Below are 15,200 nucleotides of genomic sequence, written 5' to 3'. Positions count from 1 at the left end.
AGGTCGTCAGGCGGGAAAGACGAGGGAGGATGTTACTCTATTGCGGTAACAACATAAGCTTATGTGATATTCGTCACAATTTCCAGAACGTGTCAAAGAATCTCAATTTGTTTAGGGGAAAAATACAAGGATGTTCGCATCCAGAGTGAACATTCCGTAAAGTGACTGGCGTGTTCCGATTGGACAGCTTTTACTTAGAGTTTCCCAACTTTCCGACAAAGACTAGTTTTTCTGACTAATAAAGGTATCACCGATGTCCACTTCGACTCCATCGCCCGAAGAGAAAGATCTCGTCATTGGAGTCACCGCTCCGGCTGGCGCAGGTGGCGGAGCGATTACGGCCCGCAAAGCCGGTGGGATGAAGGATTTAGAGTTATGTGTCTCCCATAGCAAAGTCCCTCTGCGAGAAGCGCTTCAGAACATCGCCCAGGCCATCAATCTGGCTCTCCAGGAAGATTATCTCGAAACCGATCTGGACCGCGTCTACAAAGGCGCCCGTGTCCGAAAAGGCGCAGTCGAAGTTAAACACCGTGACTATATCGGCCTGGGCGACGGAATCTTTGCCAGTGTCGGAAAACTGAATAAGTCTTTCCAGCTGACTCTCAAAGGGCCCGACCCGGCTTCCCCGGAAGGACGTGAGGCGATTGAAAAGAACGGCGGCGGCATGATCTCCGGACTGGTCAGCCTCATGGGACGCAAACTCGATCTGTTCCAGGAATTCGAAGACAAAGTCCCCCTCTACGTCGAACAAGCCTTCGACCGACTCGAAGCCAAAGGGATGATCGTCGACTGGAACCGACACGAATGGGAAATCACCACCACCTTCGTCGGCCTCAACATCATCATCAAACCCGTCCTGCCCGAAGCAGAAGAAACACCAGCGAAAGTTCAGGAAGCTCCGGAAGTGAAGCCGGAATAAAAGCGAGGAAGTTGATGATGGCAGAGCAGGACCAATCGCCAGAACTCAGGCAGGACTCTTCAAGCCTCTTTAAGGTGCTGGGAGTCTCTGCGGCGATTACTGTCGTTACGGTGATTGTCGTCTACAGTGCCATTGCGATGAGCTGGTACGGAATGCTGATCGGACTTGCCTGTGTAATCGTATTCACTGGTGCGATCGTGATCGTTCTGGCCTATCGTTCATTGAAGGAGAAGTCCGAAGAGATTCATCCGATTCTCGACCTAATTGGTTCCATTTTCAGTTTCATTGGCAAATTATTCATGGCATTTTCTATCTAGCCAACAGATGAGAATACCCCTTACTCCCGCTCCTCTCCCACGACCATCCGAATCGCTCCTTCCATCACCGTGAACTCGATCGGCAGCTCATCGACGACCTCCCCGTCGACAGTGAACTTCATTGCCGGGGTGGATTCAATTTTGACGTGTCTGGCTCGTTGGAGATGAACCAGCGGGTTCTCCAGGTAATTGCCCAGCAGCAAATTCGCACTCACGTCGGCGAACTCCAGCAGATTCCCCTCCTCAATCAGGATCACGTCTAACAGCCCATCGTAAGGCGAAGCATCCGGGGCGACGAGAAGTCGGCCCGCGTTTGTTTTTCCATTGGCGATCAGGACCGCCCAGACAGATTGCTCGATGACTTCCTCGTCATTCACCGTCAGTTTGATCTTGTAACTTTCCAGCTGCGAAACGGCTTCAATCGCTCCCCGGACGTAAACGAGCGGTCCCCATTTCTGCTTCAGCTCGTCGGTAATACTTTCAGTCACCTTGACGCTGTTTCCCCCCGCAGCGATGTTGGCGAAGTGGACCGTTCCGTCATGCGTCGTCATCGCGACAACGTCAACCTGTCGAGTAATCCCTGTCGTGACGAGATCCCAGGCGTCTCGTGGGGCATCCGGCAAGCCGAGCGTCCAGGCAAAATCATTGGCGGTCCCCAACGGGACAATTCCCATCGCCGGACGCTTCTCAGCAGGTACACTCATCAACGCATTCACGACCGAGTTCACCGTCCCATCGCCCCCGGCAGCGACAATGAGTTCGACGCCCTGCTCGGCTGCTTTCTTGACTTCGTCTTTCAGGTCAACAGACTCCTCGAGCAGCAGTTGTTCGACATCCAGTTCTTCCCACAGCTTCTCTGCTTCCTGGTCTTTTTTCTTCAGCTTCCCGGAACGGGGGTTTCGAATCACCAGCGTCTTCACGTTTCGCTCCTGTCGGTTGATGCCTGCAATCCGTGTGGTCGGTCTCTCAAGTCAGCTGCTTCATCATGGATGGTTGAGGGACCGAATTCAAATCCGTCGTGGAGTCGTTTTAGCCGCGACTTGAATTCACCCAGTTCATCCATAAGAATGCGTTCATGAATAAACACATTCCACTCGCCGTGCTGGTCCTTCTCACTATGTTCATCCAGTTTCCTGGGCTCGCTTACTTGAATGCTCAGGAGCCGATGGATCTGAATGATCCGAAATACGCCGAACTGGCCTACCCACCCACAGACGACGACATCCCCGGCGGCGGCCCCCTTCGTCGCAATGAAAATCAGATCAAAACCTGGATGACGCGTCGCATTCACTTCGCCAATCGAGGTGATCAGGACAACGGAGCCGTCGTCTTCTACGGCGATTCCATCACCCAAGGCTGGGGCGATGATTTCCGCAAACTGTTCCCCGAAGTCCATCTGGCCAACCGCGGCATCAGCGGCGATACGACCCGCGGGTTGCTCCTGCGTCTGGAAAAAGATGCCCTGTCACTCAAACCCAAGGCGATGGTGCTTCTCATTGGTACGAATGACCTCGCCGACGGCATTGAACCAGAAGTCATCGCCGGCAATATGAAGCTCCTGATCGCAGAACTCAAGAAGTACAGCGACACGATGCCGATCATTTTGTGCCAGGTCTTCCCCAGTCACCCCGATAGAAATCGCCCGGCTGACAAAATCAAAAGGCTCAACGACCTGTACTTCCAGGTCGTCAAAGGCGATCCCCAGATTACCTTCCTCGATACCTACACTTACTGGGCTCAACCCGATGGCAACTGCGTTCCGGACTACTTCCCCGACCTGCTGCACCTGAATGAACAGGGCTATGCCAAGTGGGCCTCAGGTCTCCGGCCGATTCTCACCACTCTGCGGCTGATGGAAACCGAGCCAAAGCCTTTCACGCCGGAAGAAGGCTTCCGCAGTCTCCTCAACGGCAAAGACCTGACCGGCTGGTGTGCCCGTGACAATAAGACCCTGGAATTCCAGGCATCCTACGACGGCTTGACTCAAACCTCCGATGCCCGCTTCCGCGCGATCAACCACGGCATCACCGCCGCCACCACTCCCGAAGGCCGCAAATATCAGGTCATCTGGAGCAAAGAAGAGTTCCCGAAAGACTTCGTCCTCCGCCTCCAGTTTCGTGCCTCCCCCAACGCCGACGGCGGCGTCTTCATCCGCAAACCACAACTCCAATGCCGCGACTATTCGGTCGCAGGCCCCTTCAAAGACTTGAAGAACTATAAGCCCCAGGAGTGGAACGACCTGGAAGTGACCGTCAAAGGCACGACAGCCTACTGCACCTGCAACGGCGAAGTCCTCCTCGACGCAATGCCAGTCCCGGAAACCGGCCCAATCGGCTTCGAAGGAGACCGCGGGCAGATGGAGTATCGGAATGTACGGGTGAAAGAAATTGAATAATCGAGATTATGGATAATGCATGAAAAAAGCGGCTGATACCGATTAGTGGTATCAGCCGCTTAGGCGTCGATTAGTTAACTGTCGTTGACGTTAGGTCTTCGATGGAGAAAGAGCATCAAGCATCTCTTGAGCAATTTTCTGTCGCTCCTCTGGAGTGGAGGCAGCATTCAATTTATCGAAGAGAGGCTTGGTCGGTTCTACAATCGTCTTATTGCGAGCTAATGCCATAGGGTAAGACATTCCCAAATCACTAAGTGATTTCTTATCTTTCCCATCCGTAGCAATTTTTTTCAAGACGTCTCGCAAGCCTTGAACGTGAGGAGTCTCATCGCTTGCAGCTACACCATTGGAGGGAGTCTCATTACACCCCGATAGAGTGATAATGCTTGTTATTCCAATGGAGCAAGCCAGAAAAGCGGTCAAGAAAGATTTAGAATTCACCTGGCACCTCCCCAGACGCGATCGTACCGAGACCACCCCAGATTCCATATGGAGATGGGCCTGAATCAACTCGTGGAGCGTCTTGGTTACCGGTATTGATGCTTTCACTGAAAAATCGCACCGATCCGTCGACAAGTACACCTTGAACACCGCCAGCGTGTCGGCTTTGAGAAGTATTCATTACTGCTTCCCAGTAGTTGTTAGCAAAAGGAGTACAGCTTGGACCGTTAGGACCGATTGCTGTTGTGACGGATGTAATCATTGAAATACCAGCCAGAGCCAGATCACCAGGCTTGTCGGGAGACATTATTCGTGTATCAGGGGTATATCGCTTGTTAACATAGCCACTACCGTTTCGACAGTTGTTAGGCGTATCATTGTTCATGTCAACAACAGCGATATCGCCTCGTTCACGTGCACCAACCGGACGGATAATTTCCAGAAACGCGACCGTATTAGAAGTCCCATCCAGAACGTCTGCCATGCGATAGTTACTCGCAAAACCGAATATACCACGGGGACGTCTTGTTGCATCAGATTGGCGTCGGTTATCGCCACTAACGAAGGCATAGTTTGTGGTCATTTGGTCACGTCCCGTGCGGCTAACGATGTCCGAAGGACACAAAATCGTCGGCATCTGCATTTTGATGCCAGTCATCGTGCCGCCGTTCGTGTTCGCCCACCAGCAATTCTGAGTGTTTTGTTGAATGAGAGACGCAAACTGGTCGTAAGCGGCTGACTGCTCAAGATAAGGCATCATTCCGACGTATCCGCTTGGTGCATTCCACCATGTATCGCAGCTGTCAGGACCACCAGTGCGTCCACCGATAACTCGCGACGGAAACACACCGTGAGTATCATGATAATTATGCATTGCCAACCCGAGTTGTTTCAGGTTGTTTTTGCAGCTTGACCGGCGGGCGGCTTCCCGCGCCTGTTGAACAGCAGGCAGCAAAATAGCAACGAGCGTTGCTATAATAGCGATCACTACGAGGAGTTCGATCAGTGTGAACCCCTTTCGAACAGAGAAAGTAGCCATGAACATGCTCCCGGAAAGAAATGAAAGATAGCAGCGGCGCGAACAACAAAAATCGGTTAAAAATGGATGAGCGGATGTGTGGAAGCCATTCTCCGACATTATCGTCCGTTGACAATGGGCGTTGTTTGGTATATGAGACAGACAATAGTTGGTATTTGTGACAAACCGTCTTGCCCGTTTTCATCTGTGACAAAGTGAACTTCAGAACGTGCCAGAACCGCCCATCCCACGCGACATCTGCTTCCTCGGACCCTTCCGTCACCACGTCGAACGGGTGCTCGAGGGTGTTCAGGAGGTCATTAAGCAGTTCCCACATCTGCGTCTGCGGGATCTACGCACCACCGACACGTCCGTCATCTGTGCAAAGCCCTTGCCCCCCTGGTCGCCCGAAACCGCGCTCGGAGCCATCGTTTTTCTGGGCGGAAAAGAACTCACCCATTGGCTGCTCTCCGGCGGCGTGCCTGTCGTCTCGGTTTCTGCGGAATTCGATCCGGAGATCATCCCGTCGGTTCACTTGGACTCATTCTCATTTGTTGATATTCAGCTGGCGCACCTGATGGAAGTCGGGCTGGCACGGGTCGTGTTTATCTGCGACAGCGTGATCGGACATGCAGAAGAACGCATCGCCCTCATGCAGGAAGACGGACGCCAGATGAACATGGACGTTCAGGCATTCCGGCTTCCCTTCGACTGCGAACACGAAGCCGAGGAGAGAATTCCCGAGAACACCGCCGGCCTGCGCAAGATGCTTCACGAAATCCCCAAACCGGCGGGCATCATCGCCAAGACCGATCGGGCGGGCGCGCTCGTTTCTCGAGTCTGCCTCGAAGAAGGGATCTCCGTTCCCGACGAAATCGCGATCACCGCTCCCGCTGATGGTCGCCTGGGACGTTTCTGCGACCCGCCGCTCACGTCGTTGGAGTTCCCCAGCGTCGACATCGGTCGACAAGCCATGCTGATGCTCGATTCACTGATCAAAGGCAAGCCACTTCATAAACGCGAAGTCGTTTTCCCGCCTACCTCACTCGTTCGTCGTGGCTCGACCAGCCGTGTCTTTGAATGCGATCACGTCGTTCGACAGGCGATGGGGATCATCCGCCTGCGTGCCTGCGAAGGCCTGACGGTCAATGAGCTGGCCGATAATCTCGGCGTGAATCGTCGTTTGCTGATCCGTCGGTTTGCCGACAGCCTTGGCTCGACCCCCAGCGACGAAATCAACAGCGTTCGTCTCCTGGTCGCCAAGCAACTGCTCGGGATTTCGATGCTTCCGATAACGACAGTGGCTCGTGAAACAGGGTTTCAACGAGCCACCGATTTCGCCACATTTTTCAAACGTCACACGAACCTGACGCCACGTGAGTTCCGCCACGAGCATGCTTGATTCTTGTGCCTTCTCGCTTGAGGGGAGCGGTTTTAAGTCCCTTCTCCCTTGAGGGGAGAAGGTGCCCGAAGGGCGGATGAGGGTGAGCGATAGGCATTTATCGACTATCGAAAATTCCCGCAACTTCAGGCACCACGCGTTCCGAGATTTCAATCCTTCTGCAACCGCTTCGTGTGATACGCGATCCAGGCATCGTTGAGTTCCTGCTCGGTCAGCCCGGTCGTTTCCTTCCAGAAGTCACTCGAGTATTTGCCCTGTCGAACCGAGGCATTCAGCTTCTTGACCAGATCTTTGTCGTAAGTTTTTGAGGCCCAGTCGAGAAAGTTTCCTGTCACGCGGTAGCTGGCATCGTAGCGGGCATTCGGCAGTGACCTCGCCGTGATTTCTGCGCCGCGGGTTTGTGGTTCATACAGGAACCAGCGAACATAATCCGCGACCCCTTCCTGAACCCAGCCTGGTTTTGCATCGTCGCGTCGCACGTTCGGATACATCTGAGCGACGTGAACCAGTTCGTGGACAGCTGCTCCGAGTGCTTCCCCTTTGAGCTGACCGCGATACCACTCAATGTTGAGCGCAATATTGGGACCAGCCGCCCACGCCGGCGTTCCGCCCATGTCGTTCTGGAATCGCAGTGTGACTTTCTTGATCGGGTCAAAACCATCGGAATCCAGCATTTTGACGATCTTGGGATACCATTCAATCACGACCGGCTTGAGCTTTTCTTCTGACCAATCCTTGAGGTCAGGAGCCATCGTCGCATCGATCGTGAATTCATATTTGCCACCATCCGCGTCGAAGGTGATCAGGACGGGGTCTGGCGTTTTGATACGCTCAACATCCTTGGCATCTGCGTCAATGACGTCGATCTCGCTAAAGAATGTCTCGCCGAATGGACTATCGGCATCGGCCTTCGAAACGTCGAACAGCAAGTAACGATAGCTGCCCAGATTTGCTTTTGGATCTTCAATCAACGCCGCATGCTGTCCCCCGCGAGGACCGCGATTACGCCGCGTATCGACATCCGCGACTTTGGTCCAGCCGTTCTCTGCAGGCGATTGACCAGCTTCGAGGGATGACATCGCGGTGGTGTGACCTTCGCCTGCGCCGTAGAGTGTATAAACCTGCGGAGCACGCTCGTCAGGATGCCATGAATAGCTGGCAACATTCTTGACGTTCGTTGCTTTACCCAGATCAATCACGAAGCGTTTTGCCTCACCGCCAGCGAAAAAGAAATTCGCACCGGGATCGTCATCGCCACTTGGAATCTCACCATCGACAAGAGCTTTCACGCCTGCACCGTTGCCATCGTCCTCGCCAGCGACAATGGCGATTTTTGCCGTTGATGCAGCGTCATTGAGCGCAGGCAGCGGGATCTGTCGAAACTGAAACAGACTGCCTCGACCACGTTCGGTGGTGACCTTCACTTCTGCCAGACAGACAGCCTGCTGACACAACATCAGCAAGCCAGCAAAGCAAACAATTTTCTTCATAAGACTTTCTCTTCGAATTGGAAAAGCATCGTGATTCTGGCGTCGCGCGAACCGGAGCTTGAAATTTTGGTCGAGACTGTAGCATGCTCGTCAAGCGAATTCGACAAAGGAATACAGATTTGGCTGTGAAATGTCGTGTTCCGGTCGTCTTTACGATGAGGCGATGAATCGGTATCATACTTGACACAAGCGCCAGTAGCTCAGTTGGATAGAGCAACGGATTTCTAATCCGTCGGTCAGGGGTTCGAATCCCTTCTGGCGTATTTTTCAGTTTTTTGTTTTGCGGCTTCGCTGCCGTGAAAAGCATGGGCAGATTCGCAGAAAGCCCAACAGCTCCGTTTGAGAGTCTCGTCGAATAAACTTGCTTTCCGTGATGCTGCGGTTGTGTCCGGTGCAAGCAGGGTCAATCGTTGAGCGCGATCAGTGACTCGTAAGCGCGTTGCTCGTCGTCATGTCCACGGCGACTGCCAGCATGAACTATTTTTCCTGGCTGAGCATGACTGACGGAAAAGCAGCAATCAGTCTTGAAAGCCCATAATGTGACAACGGCGGGTTCAGCGGAATGGTGAAGATACATTCTTGACTGCCTGCACTCTGAATAATCGGCTCGAAGGTCCGAAAGACGAAAACCTGGCTGAGTTGGAGCAGCAGCCAGTTCGCGTTTTCAAGTCCATCAACCCGGAGTCGACTCAGGTGATCTCTTCGAGAGATACGCACCGAGAACGGTTTCATCGCGACGACCTTTTCAGGCCGATTCGTCGGAGAATAGCGATGGCTGGGATTTTCAGGCGTCATTTGGTTTTCGATTTCGACTTCGATGTCGGCTTGGCTGCAGCGGGTGTTGTCTTGAGTTGCTCGGATCGCGTCTTGACACTCGCGAAGGCAAGTTTCTGAGGGCATTGATATCGCTCAGCACGCACGAACCAGAACGCCAGACCACCCGAGTTATGCGTGGGGGTGTTTGCACGAGACTCTGCGCGCACGCCCAGAGAACCCTTTCGTCCGGTTTTACTCCACCCGCGTCCTTCCATGATGATTCGGACGAGAACGCCCACGGATTGGCGAAATCGCATGCTCCGTTTTGGGTGCACAGCCGTCAGAAATTTATTGACGTGTGGCAATGACTCGAATTCCCGGACAACTCCTGCCATAGGAGCCCGGTCATGGTGAATTTCCGAGTCTTCCATGCGTTGTTGTCGCTTGGGTTCATTGAAGAATCGCAGGACAACATCGAACAGCTTGGGGGAGTCTTCCAGAACATCGGCAAACGTCTTGCCTTGGGGATGTTGAAGAAAAGTCTCTTTAGTAATGACAACTGGAACCATAAAGAAATCCTTGTGTGCGATAAGCAGGAAATGAGCGTGCGAAAAGCGAACGTGCAAATATTGTAACTGCAAATCATGCTAATTGATAGATGAAAGTCCGCGTGCCAGTGGAAGTTCAGCTGATCTGTCGAAAACAGTCACAATAACACCATGAAGCTCAAGTCCTTGGATCGACTCCGACGATAGAAGAATGGATCTGTTGAGACTGACAACCTGTTCGTCGCAAGCTGCTTTCCTGACGCTTGCAACGTGTACTTGCTGCTATTTCGATCGATTGTCTCTATTCGCCTTGTTTAGGGCAGCCCTGACGGGTACCATCAAATGGTCTCGAACTGCACTTCGCTTACTTGAATCGACACTCCCATGCCTGCTGGTATGATTCGGCTACTATCTGACCGAGGATTTGGCTACATCACCTCGGATGCTGGCAGCGATGTCTTCTTTCATCAATCAAAGGTAGAGGGTGTTCCATTCCGTCTACTGACCATTGGCCAAAGAGTCCGATTCACGAATGCCAACATGGGAGCCAATGGTCCATGTGCCGAGCACGTTAAAGGCTCGCGTGTTATTGGCGCGATTTCAGTCTAGCCTTTATTTGCACTACCTATTTTCAAGCTGGAAACTCAAAACGATTCTGAGTTTCTATCGCTTTTTCATTGTTGCGTTGAAAGAATTTCGCTATGCCAGAAGGTACGATCGCTCGCTTGACAGACAAAGGTTTCGGATTTATCACCACATCTACCGGCAAAGACTTGTTCTTTCACCATTCTCAAGTCGAGGGTGGTAAATTTGAATCGCTGCAACAAGGACAGAAAGTGTCCTACAACGCTGGCCAGGGCAAAAAAGGCCCATGTGCTGAAAATGTTAAGCCTGCTTAACTCAGCAAATTTGATCTAAGACGCCAACGCGTCTTTGCTCTTGCATCATAAGGCACTTCTCCAGTCGCCGCGATCTCTGTTCGCGCCTGGAGGCGATGCCTTATTTTTCGTTAGCCTCGAAACGGCTGTGGCCGCCCAAAGAAATACCCCTGTGCCAGGTCGAATCCAAGATCCAGACAGGTATCTGCTTCTGCTTTTGTTTCGATCCCCTCAGCCAGACAGACAGTATTAAACTGCTTGGCAGCGGCAACGAGGGCACCAATCAGATTGAGGCGACTCAGGCTGGCTTTATCGATCTCGCGAATCAGCTTGATATCGAATTTCAGATAGTCAGGTGGCGTCTGAGTCAGCTCATCCAGACGAGCCTGCCCCGACCCAAAGTCATCGAAGGCAATCTTCATCTTCAGATTGTGAAGCTCCTGACAAAGCTCGTTCATTGATTCACAGTTGGTGATCGCTGCTTCATGAATCTCAATTGTGATATTGAGTTCCGGGGCCAGGCGCCTCAACGCCGTCAAGGAATCCAGCAGCCGAACATGATCGACTTCTTTCGGATGGGTGTTCAAAAAAAGCTGTCCCGGAGAATGCATCTTCAGGGCAGTCAGCGTTCCGCACTTACGAAGTATCTCGCTGAGTGTGCATTCCATATCGAGCTTGGCTGCCGCAGAAAACATCGTGCCGGGATTCTCAAGGCCACTGACCGTACTGCGAGCCAGCATCTCGAATCCATAATTGACCCCCGTCTTCAGCCAGACAATCGGCTGAAAGTGAGGCACGATCCCATCGTCATTGAGTAGACGATCGAACTGCATCATCGCCATGCTCCATGGAAATGCACCTTCGACCTGGGTGTGACATTGTGGCGTTTCTTCAACGAGTTCTTTCACCCGGAACACCGAGTTCGCAAACTGGACGATGTCATTGAAACTCAGCCGACAAACTTCGATACGATTTCCGTTGACGAACGTCCCGTTTCTCGATCCCAGATCTCGCACCACATAGCCATTATCGGCAGGTTCTAAAACCGCATGACGTGATGAGACCGCGCCCGATGACAGACAAAGTAATGACGTCGGCGAACGACCGACCGAAATGGTCTGCCCGTTCAACTTCATCGTGATCGTCGGCGTATCGTCATCGCGACATTCCACGAGTTGCAGTGGTTTTGTAGAGGATTTGGAGGGTGTCCAGATCATGGTGAGGTTTTCTCAATAATGAAATGCTGGATAAGCTCGGTCTTCTGATCACCGACTTTCATCGATGCGAGCTCGCCTTTGATGTTTTGTTGGGCCAGCCAACTGGAAACGAGCGGATCGCGGTACACCGCTTCCGTGAGGACAAGTCCTCTGGCCTGGTCTGGCAGTCTGGTCACAAGTCGTGCGGCTCCGCCGAAATAGTCGAGTCGACCATTCACCGTCGTCACGACGGCAGGCCCCGAGTGAACGCCGATTCTTAGTGACAGATGCGCTGTCGAATCATCATCACGAAGTCGCTGTGGCAACTTGAATGACGTTCGTACGGCATGCCCTGATTCCTGAAACGCAGCCAGCAGTCCTTCGCCAACCGACTTGATCACACATCCGCCATGAGAGCGGATTTCGTCTTCCATCGTTCTCAGCGCCTGTTGAATCTGACGACAGGCCACCGTGTCACCGAGACGCTCATAGAGGGACTCAGCGCCCGCGATGACAGCCATCATCAGCGTCACCTGTTCGGTCGAAACGAGTTGCTCGGGTCGCAACACCTCGTCCGGGAACAAACGACGGAAGCTGTCATAGGCAGTCGCACGGGCGGCCGTGATGACATCATGACGAGGAATCGTTCGCTCGACGCGAATAACGCGATCATGCTCCATCGAATTGCGGATCTGCAGGACCTGCTTGCCGGCTCGTAAAACCGGAGTATGACGAGGATCAACTTTCGCAGCGAACTCGAGTTCCGCATGCGAAGGAGCGACCCCGTTGTTGACGTGCAAGGAAATCGAGTACGGCAGATGCTGCCCACGGACCAGGTATTCTCCCGGCCCAAGTTGCAACTCAAGTTCAACGCATTCCCCGCTTCGAACTTTCATCTGAGAGACAACATGCGGTGCATGCCAGGGCCCACCAATGCAATACTTCCCCGGCGTTGCTTCACGCAGTTCCGGATGAATCTGAAAGATCATCTCAATTGAGTTGGCCAAGTCCGATTTGAAATCGAGGTGACAGGCTTCGCAGTGAGTATGGCTTTCCAGTTCCTTCAACGATTGACGAGTATCCGCAGCAACGCGACACGTCGGACACAATATGTCCCACTGCAGCGTCAGCAGCCCTGCTTCTGCCGCATAAAGACACAGATCGAGTGTCTCTTCTTCACTGGCGTGCAATTTGGAAGCCAGCGGCACCGGACGGATTTTCTGAAGCTCCTGAATCGGACTCTTCTGCAGCCACTCACCGAAAGAATCAATCAGACGAGCCGAGACCGGTTGCAGACGCAGCTTCTCAAGACGCTGGACAATACGCTTCTGCTGCATCGACTGCAGCTTGCCACCATCTTCAAACGGATCGCTGCCAGCTGCGTTTTGTTTTTGTTGACGAATCGACTGATCAATCCGTCGATAGACACGCTCGATGATCCTGGCTGATTTGATCTTCACTTCGAAACGAGCCAGCCACTTCCCGAATGTATTGGCCGGATCGATCCGAACCTTATGATGCAACCGCGTTCCGCCATCTTCGCGACGTTCCAGTTCGACGATACTGGTAAACCATTTGAACGGCCCCTTCTCAAAGGTCCGCAGGACGCTCATGCGTTTGCCTTCGACCCACTCGAACGGATGCTCTTCCCAGGAAATGGAAACGCCACCCATCTTGAATGAACCAAAGCGACGCGTCCCGTTCACGTCATCGTAAGTCGTCTTAAAATTGACCGCGGGAATTCCGACCGCGCGATTGAATCGCTCTGTATTCGAGACAAAAGGCCAGAGCTCTTCCGGTGTCGAATCAAGTTCCCAGACGAAGTCGCAGCGGAACAACTTGGCAGGATCGTACGTCGGCAGAATCGGATGCAATTCGATATCCGACACGCCGCCCGTAAGAAGCCGCTCAATGTCTTTCAACAGGTGAGCAGCATCGGCATAGCGATCTTCCGGCTTCTTCGCGAGTGCCTTCGTAATGATCTCATCAACGGCAGTGGTGACCTTCGCATTCAGCTTGGACGGCAGCGGAATCGCATCGAAGCAGTGCATCGATGCCAGCCGCATCGCATCCGGTGCGAAATACGGGACCTTGCCAGTCAGCAGTTCAAACAGGGTCGCACCCAGAGCATAGACATCACTCTGAGAAGTGATGTCCCCCTGCCCTTTAAACTGCTCAGGCGACATATACAACGGCGTTCCGACGAGCGAGTAGGCCTGCGTCATCGCCATCGATTCACTCTGGTCAACGAATCTCGCGATCCCGAAATCCGACAGCTTGACTCGATAATCACCTTCGATCTGACTGCTACGCCACGAGGTCGGATCGCCTTCAGTCTCGATCAGGATATTTTCCGGCTTGATATCACGATGGACCATCCCCATCTCATGAGCATCTCGCAGCGCGCGACAGACATCCGCCACGATCCCCAACGCCTGTCTCTCATCCAGCGAAATCGTTTGATTGAGAACTTTCTTGAGATCAATCCCCGAGACAAATTCGAGCACCAGATAGTGAGAGTTGTTGTGCTGCCCGACATCAATCAGGTTCGTGATGTGGGGATTCTTGATCGACGACAGCAGCCGGGCTTCTTTTTGAAAGCGTCGAATCGACTGCGTATTATTCATGCTCCGCTGCGAGAGGACTTTGATCGCAACGAGTTCCCCCGAGTCGCAGTTCTTCGCCTGGAAGACGGCTCCCATGCCACCTTCGCCGAGCTTGCGAATGACTTCATAATCGCCAAGTCGTGTTCCCGCCCCGACAACATCTCCACTGCGCGAAGACTGTGCCGAAGAACTGCCATCAATCGTCGCCGCTTCGAATGTCCCCGATGACGCATGAGGCTGAGGCGTGACGAGAGTGAAGGAATCCGACGTCTGGAAATCAACAGCAGGATTCACGTCAGACGTCTGACCGGAACTCGTCGGGTGATTTGCTCGCGTTTCACGTACGACGTCTTCAAAATCTTCAATGATCGGCTGCTCGCGAAGATCTTCGCTTTGAGAACGTGAAATCAGTTTTGACCATTTGAGCTTGAGGAGTTTGGATAAGCCCATCAGATCGTCATGAAACTGTGTCCGTGACAACAGTCGTTCGATAACCTGACCAAGCCCTCGCAGGTCGTCTATTCGATGAGATGCCGTCGATGGATTCAGTCCAAAGTCGAGGTTCAGCAGATCGAGTTTGAGCTCCCCTTCCGCATCCACCATCACAGTGGAAGTCGTCACAGATCCGTGACTCAACCCGCAACGCTGTGCCTCGGCGATGAGTTCAACGAGTGTCTGACAATGATTCCGAAACGCCCGTTCGCTCAGATGTTCGATACTGGCCAGATACTGGTCCAGCGTCAGTTCCGGCCAGGACAGATAGACGACATGCGCGCTGCCGTCTGTTAGTTCACAATCATCGATCGCCAGCAGGCCCTTCGACGTGATTCGTCGAATCTGCTCGACTCGCTTTTGTAAAGACGCCAGATCATTTGATACCTGATTGATCCGGCAGTGGATGACCGATTCCCCCGAGTTCGCACAATACGCCAGATACGCAACGCCGTCTTGACCAGTGGATAACTGACGTTTGAGTTCATAGCTCCGTTTGGATTCCACGTCCGTTGCTCCCCTTTGTCGCAAACGTGCGCCCAGAGCATGCGCCTGCGATGCTTCTGGTGCAATCACGATCAAGTCGGTGTATGACATGATATCCAAATGTTAACAGGGTCAGTCGAAGATAACGAACGCGCTGAATCTTTCGCGTCGTTCTATTCAATCTGTGTTAACCAGTAACGGCTGCACGATTTTGTGGTGACTTCACCTCATGTTTGGGGCGAATGCCTATCAAGAG

The 15,200-nt window shown here is 52.9% G+C and carries 14 protein-coding genes and 1 tRNA gene; 7 read left to right on the top strand and 8 right to left on the bottom strand.

The annotated features are described in order from the left end of the window. Nucleotides 1-253 precede the first annotated feature (253 nt). Together SH248x_RS10820 and SH248x_RS10815 are read left to right on the top strand one after the other, a co-directional pair. Nucleotides 254-919, top strand: coding sequence for a hypothetical protein (locus tag SH248x_RS10820; RefSeq protein WP_459558554.1), 666 nt, complete (start codon nt 254-256; stop codon nt 917-919). A gap of 14 nt (nt 920-933) precedes the next feature. Further along, on the top strand, nt 934-1,236 hold the full coding sequence (locus tag SH248x_RS10815) for a hypothetical protein (RefSeq protein ID WP_459558553.1): 303 nt from the start codon (nt 934-936) through the stop codon (nt 1,234-1,236). 20 nt (nt 1,237-1,256) lie between these two features. Here SH248x_RS10815 and SH248x_RS10810 read toward each other — a convergent pair whose 3' ends face one another. After that, a complete protein-coding gene (locus SH248x_RS10810) occupies nt 1,257-2,156 on the bottom strand; it encodes a diacylglycerol/lipid kinase family protein (RefSeq protein WP_459558552.1) in 900 nt (299 codons plus the stop codon). A 155-nt stretch (nt 2,157-2,311) separates the two neighbouring features. On the opposite strand from SH248x_RS10810, the gene SH248x_RS10805 reads away from it, so the two are divergent. Continuing rightward, the gene (locus SH248x_RS10805) at nt 2,312-3,631 is read left to right on the top strand and encodes a GDSL-type esterase/lipase family protein (protein WP_459558551.1); all 1,320 of its coding nucleotides are present in this window, start codon (nt 2,312-2,314) and stop codon (nt 3,629-3,631) included. A 90-nt stretch (nt 3,632-3,721) separates the two neighbouring features. On the opposite strand, the gene SH248x_RS10800 is transcribed toward SH248x_RS10805, so the two are convergent. Both SH248x_RS10800 and SH248x_RS10795 read right to left on the bottom strand, forming a co-directional pair. Next, entirely contained in the window at nt 3,722-4,072 is a 351-nt protein-coding gene (locus SH248x_RS10800) for a hypothetical protein (RefSeq protein WP_459558550.1), read from the bottom strand. After that, a complete protein-coding gene (locus SH248x_RS10795) occupies nt 4,062-5,111 on the bottom strand; it encodes a DUF1559 family PulG-like putative transporter (RefSeq protein WP_459558549.1) in 1,050 nt (349 codons plus the stop codon). The genes SH248x_RS10800 and SH248x_RS10795 overlap by 11 nt, the downstream gene beginning before the upstream one ends. Nucleotides 5,112-5,319: 208 nt before the next feature. Between SH248x_RS10795 and SH248x_RS10790 the strand changes: the two genes are divergently transcribed. After that, nucleotides 5,320-6,492: an AraC family transcriptional regulator gene (locus SH248x_RS10790; RefSeq protein ID WP_459558548.1), complete on the top strand. Its 1,173-nt coding sequence runs from the start codon at nt 5,320-5,322 to the stop codon at nt 6,490-6,492. 149 nt (nt 6,493-6,641) lie between these two features. Here the strand turns inward: SH248x_RS10790 and SH248x_RS10785 are convergent, their stop codons facing one another. Then, nucleotides 6,642-7,982, bottom strand: a complete 1,341-nt coding sequence (locus SH248x_RS10785) for a basic secretory protein-like protein (RefSeq protein ID WP_459558547.1) — start codon at nt 7,980-7,982, stop codon at nt 6,642-6,644. A 189-nt stretch (nt 7,983-8,171) separates the two neighbouring features. Here SH248x_RS10785 and SH248x_RS10780 point away from each other — a divergent pair. Next, nucleotides 8,172-8,245, top strand: a tRNA-Arg gene (locus SH248x_RS10780). Nucleotides 8,246-8,459: 214 nt separating this feature from the next. Here SH248x_RS10780 and SH248x_RS10775 read toward each other — a convergent pair. Both SH248x_RS10775 and SH248x_RS10770 read right to left on the bottom strand, forming a co-directional pair. After that, nucleotides 8,460-8,777, bottom strand: a complete 318-nt coding sequence (locus SH248x_RS10775) for a hypothetical protein (RefSeq protein WP_459558546.1) — start codon at nt 8,775-8,777, stop codon at nt 8,460-8,462. After that, nucleotides 8,774-9,307 (bottom strand): hypothetical protein, encoded by a 534-nt coding sequence (locus SH248x_RS10770; protein WP_459558545.1) that lies wholly within the window; start codon nt 9,305-9,307, stop codon nt 8,774-8,776. Before SH248x_RS10770 ends, SH248x_RS10775 begins: the two co-directional genes overlap by 4 nt. A 363-nt stretch (nt 9,308-9,670) precedes the next feature. On the opposite strand from SH248x_RS10770, the gene SH248x_RS10765 reads away from it, so the two are divergent. Together SH248x_RS10765 and SH248x_RS10760 are read left to right on the top strand one after the other, a co-directional pair. Beyond that, nucleotides 9,671-9,895: a cold-shock protein gene (locus SH248x_RS10765; RefSeq protein WP_459558544.1), complete on the top strand. Its 225-nt coding sequence runs from the start codon at nt 9,671-9,673 to the stop codon at nt 9,893-9,895. 92 nt (nt 9,896-9,987) lie between these two features. Continuing rightward, nucleotides 9,988-10,185: a cold-shock protein gene (locus SH248x_RS10760; RefSeq protein WP_459558543.1), complete on the top strand. Its 198-nt coding sequence runs from the start codon at nt 9,988-9,990 to the stop codon at nt 10,183-10,185. 110 nt (nt 10,186-10,295) lie between these two features. Here SH248x_RS10760 and SH248x_RS10755 read toward each other — a convergent pair whose 3' ends face one another. Further along, entirely contained in the window at nt 10,296-11,381 is a 1,086-nt protein-coding gene (locus SH248x_RS10755; RefSeq protein ID WP_459558542.1) for an EAL domain-containing protein, read from the bottom strand. Continuing rightward, nucleotides 11,378-14,965, bottom strand: a complete 3,588-nt coding sequence (locus tag SH248x_RS10750; RefSeq protein ID WP_459558541.1) for a protein kinase domain-containing protein — start codon at nt 14,963-14,965, stop codon at nt 11,378-11,380. The genes SH248x_RS10755 and SH248x_RS10750 overlap by 4 nt, the downstream gene beginning before the upstream one ends. Nucleotides 14,966-15,200: the final 235 nt, after the last annotated feature.

The sequence above is a fragment of the Lacunimicrobium album genome (genome assembly GCF_052161635.1).
Classification (GTDB): domain Bacteria; phylum Planctomycetota; class Planctomycetia; order Planctomycetales; family Planctomycetaceae; genus SXPC01.
This window is presented reverse-complemented; position numbering and strand designations above follow the sequence as displayed.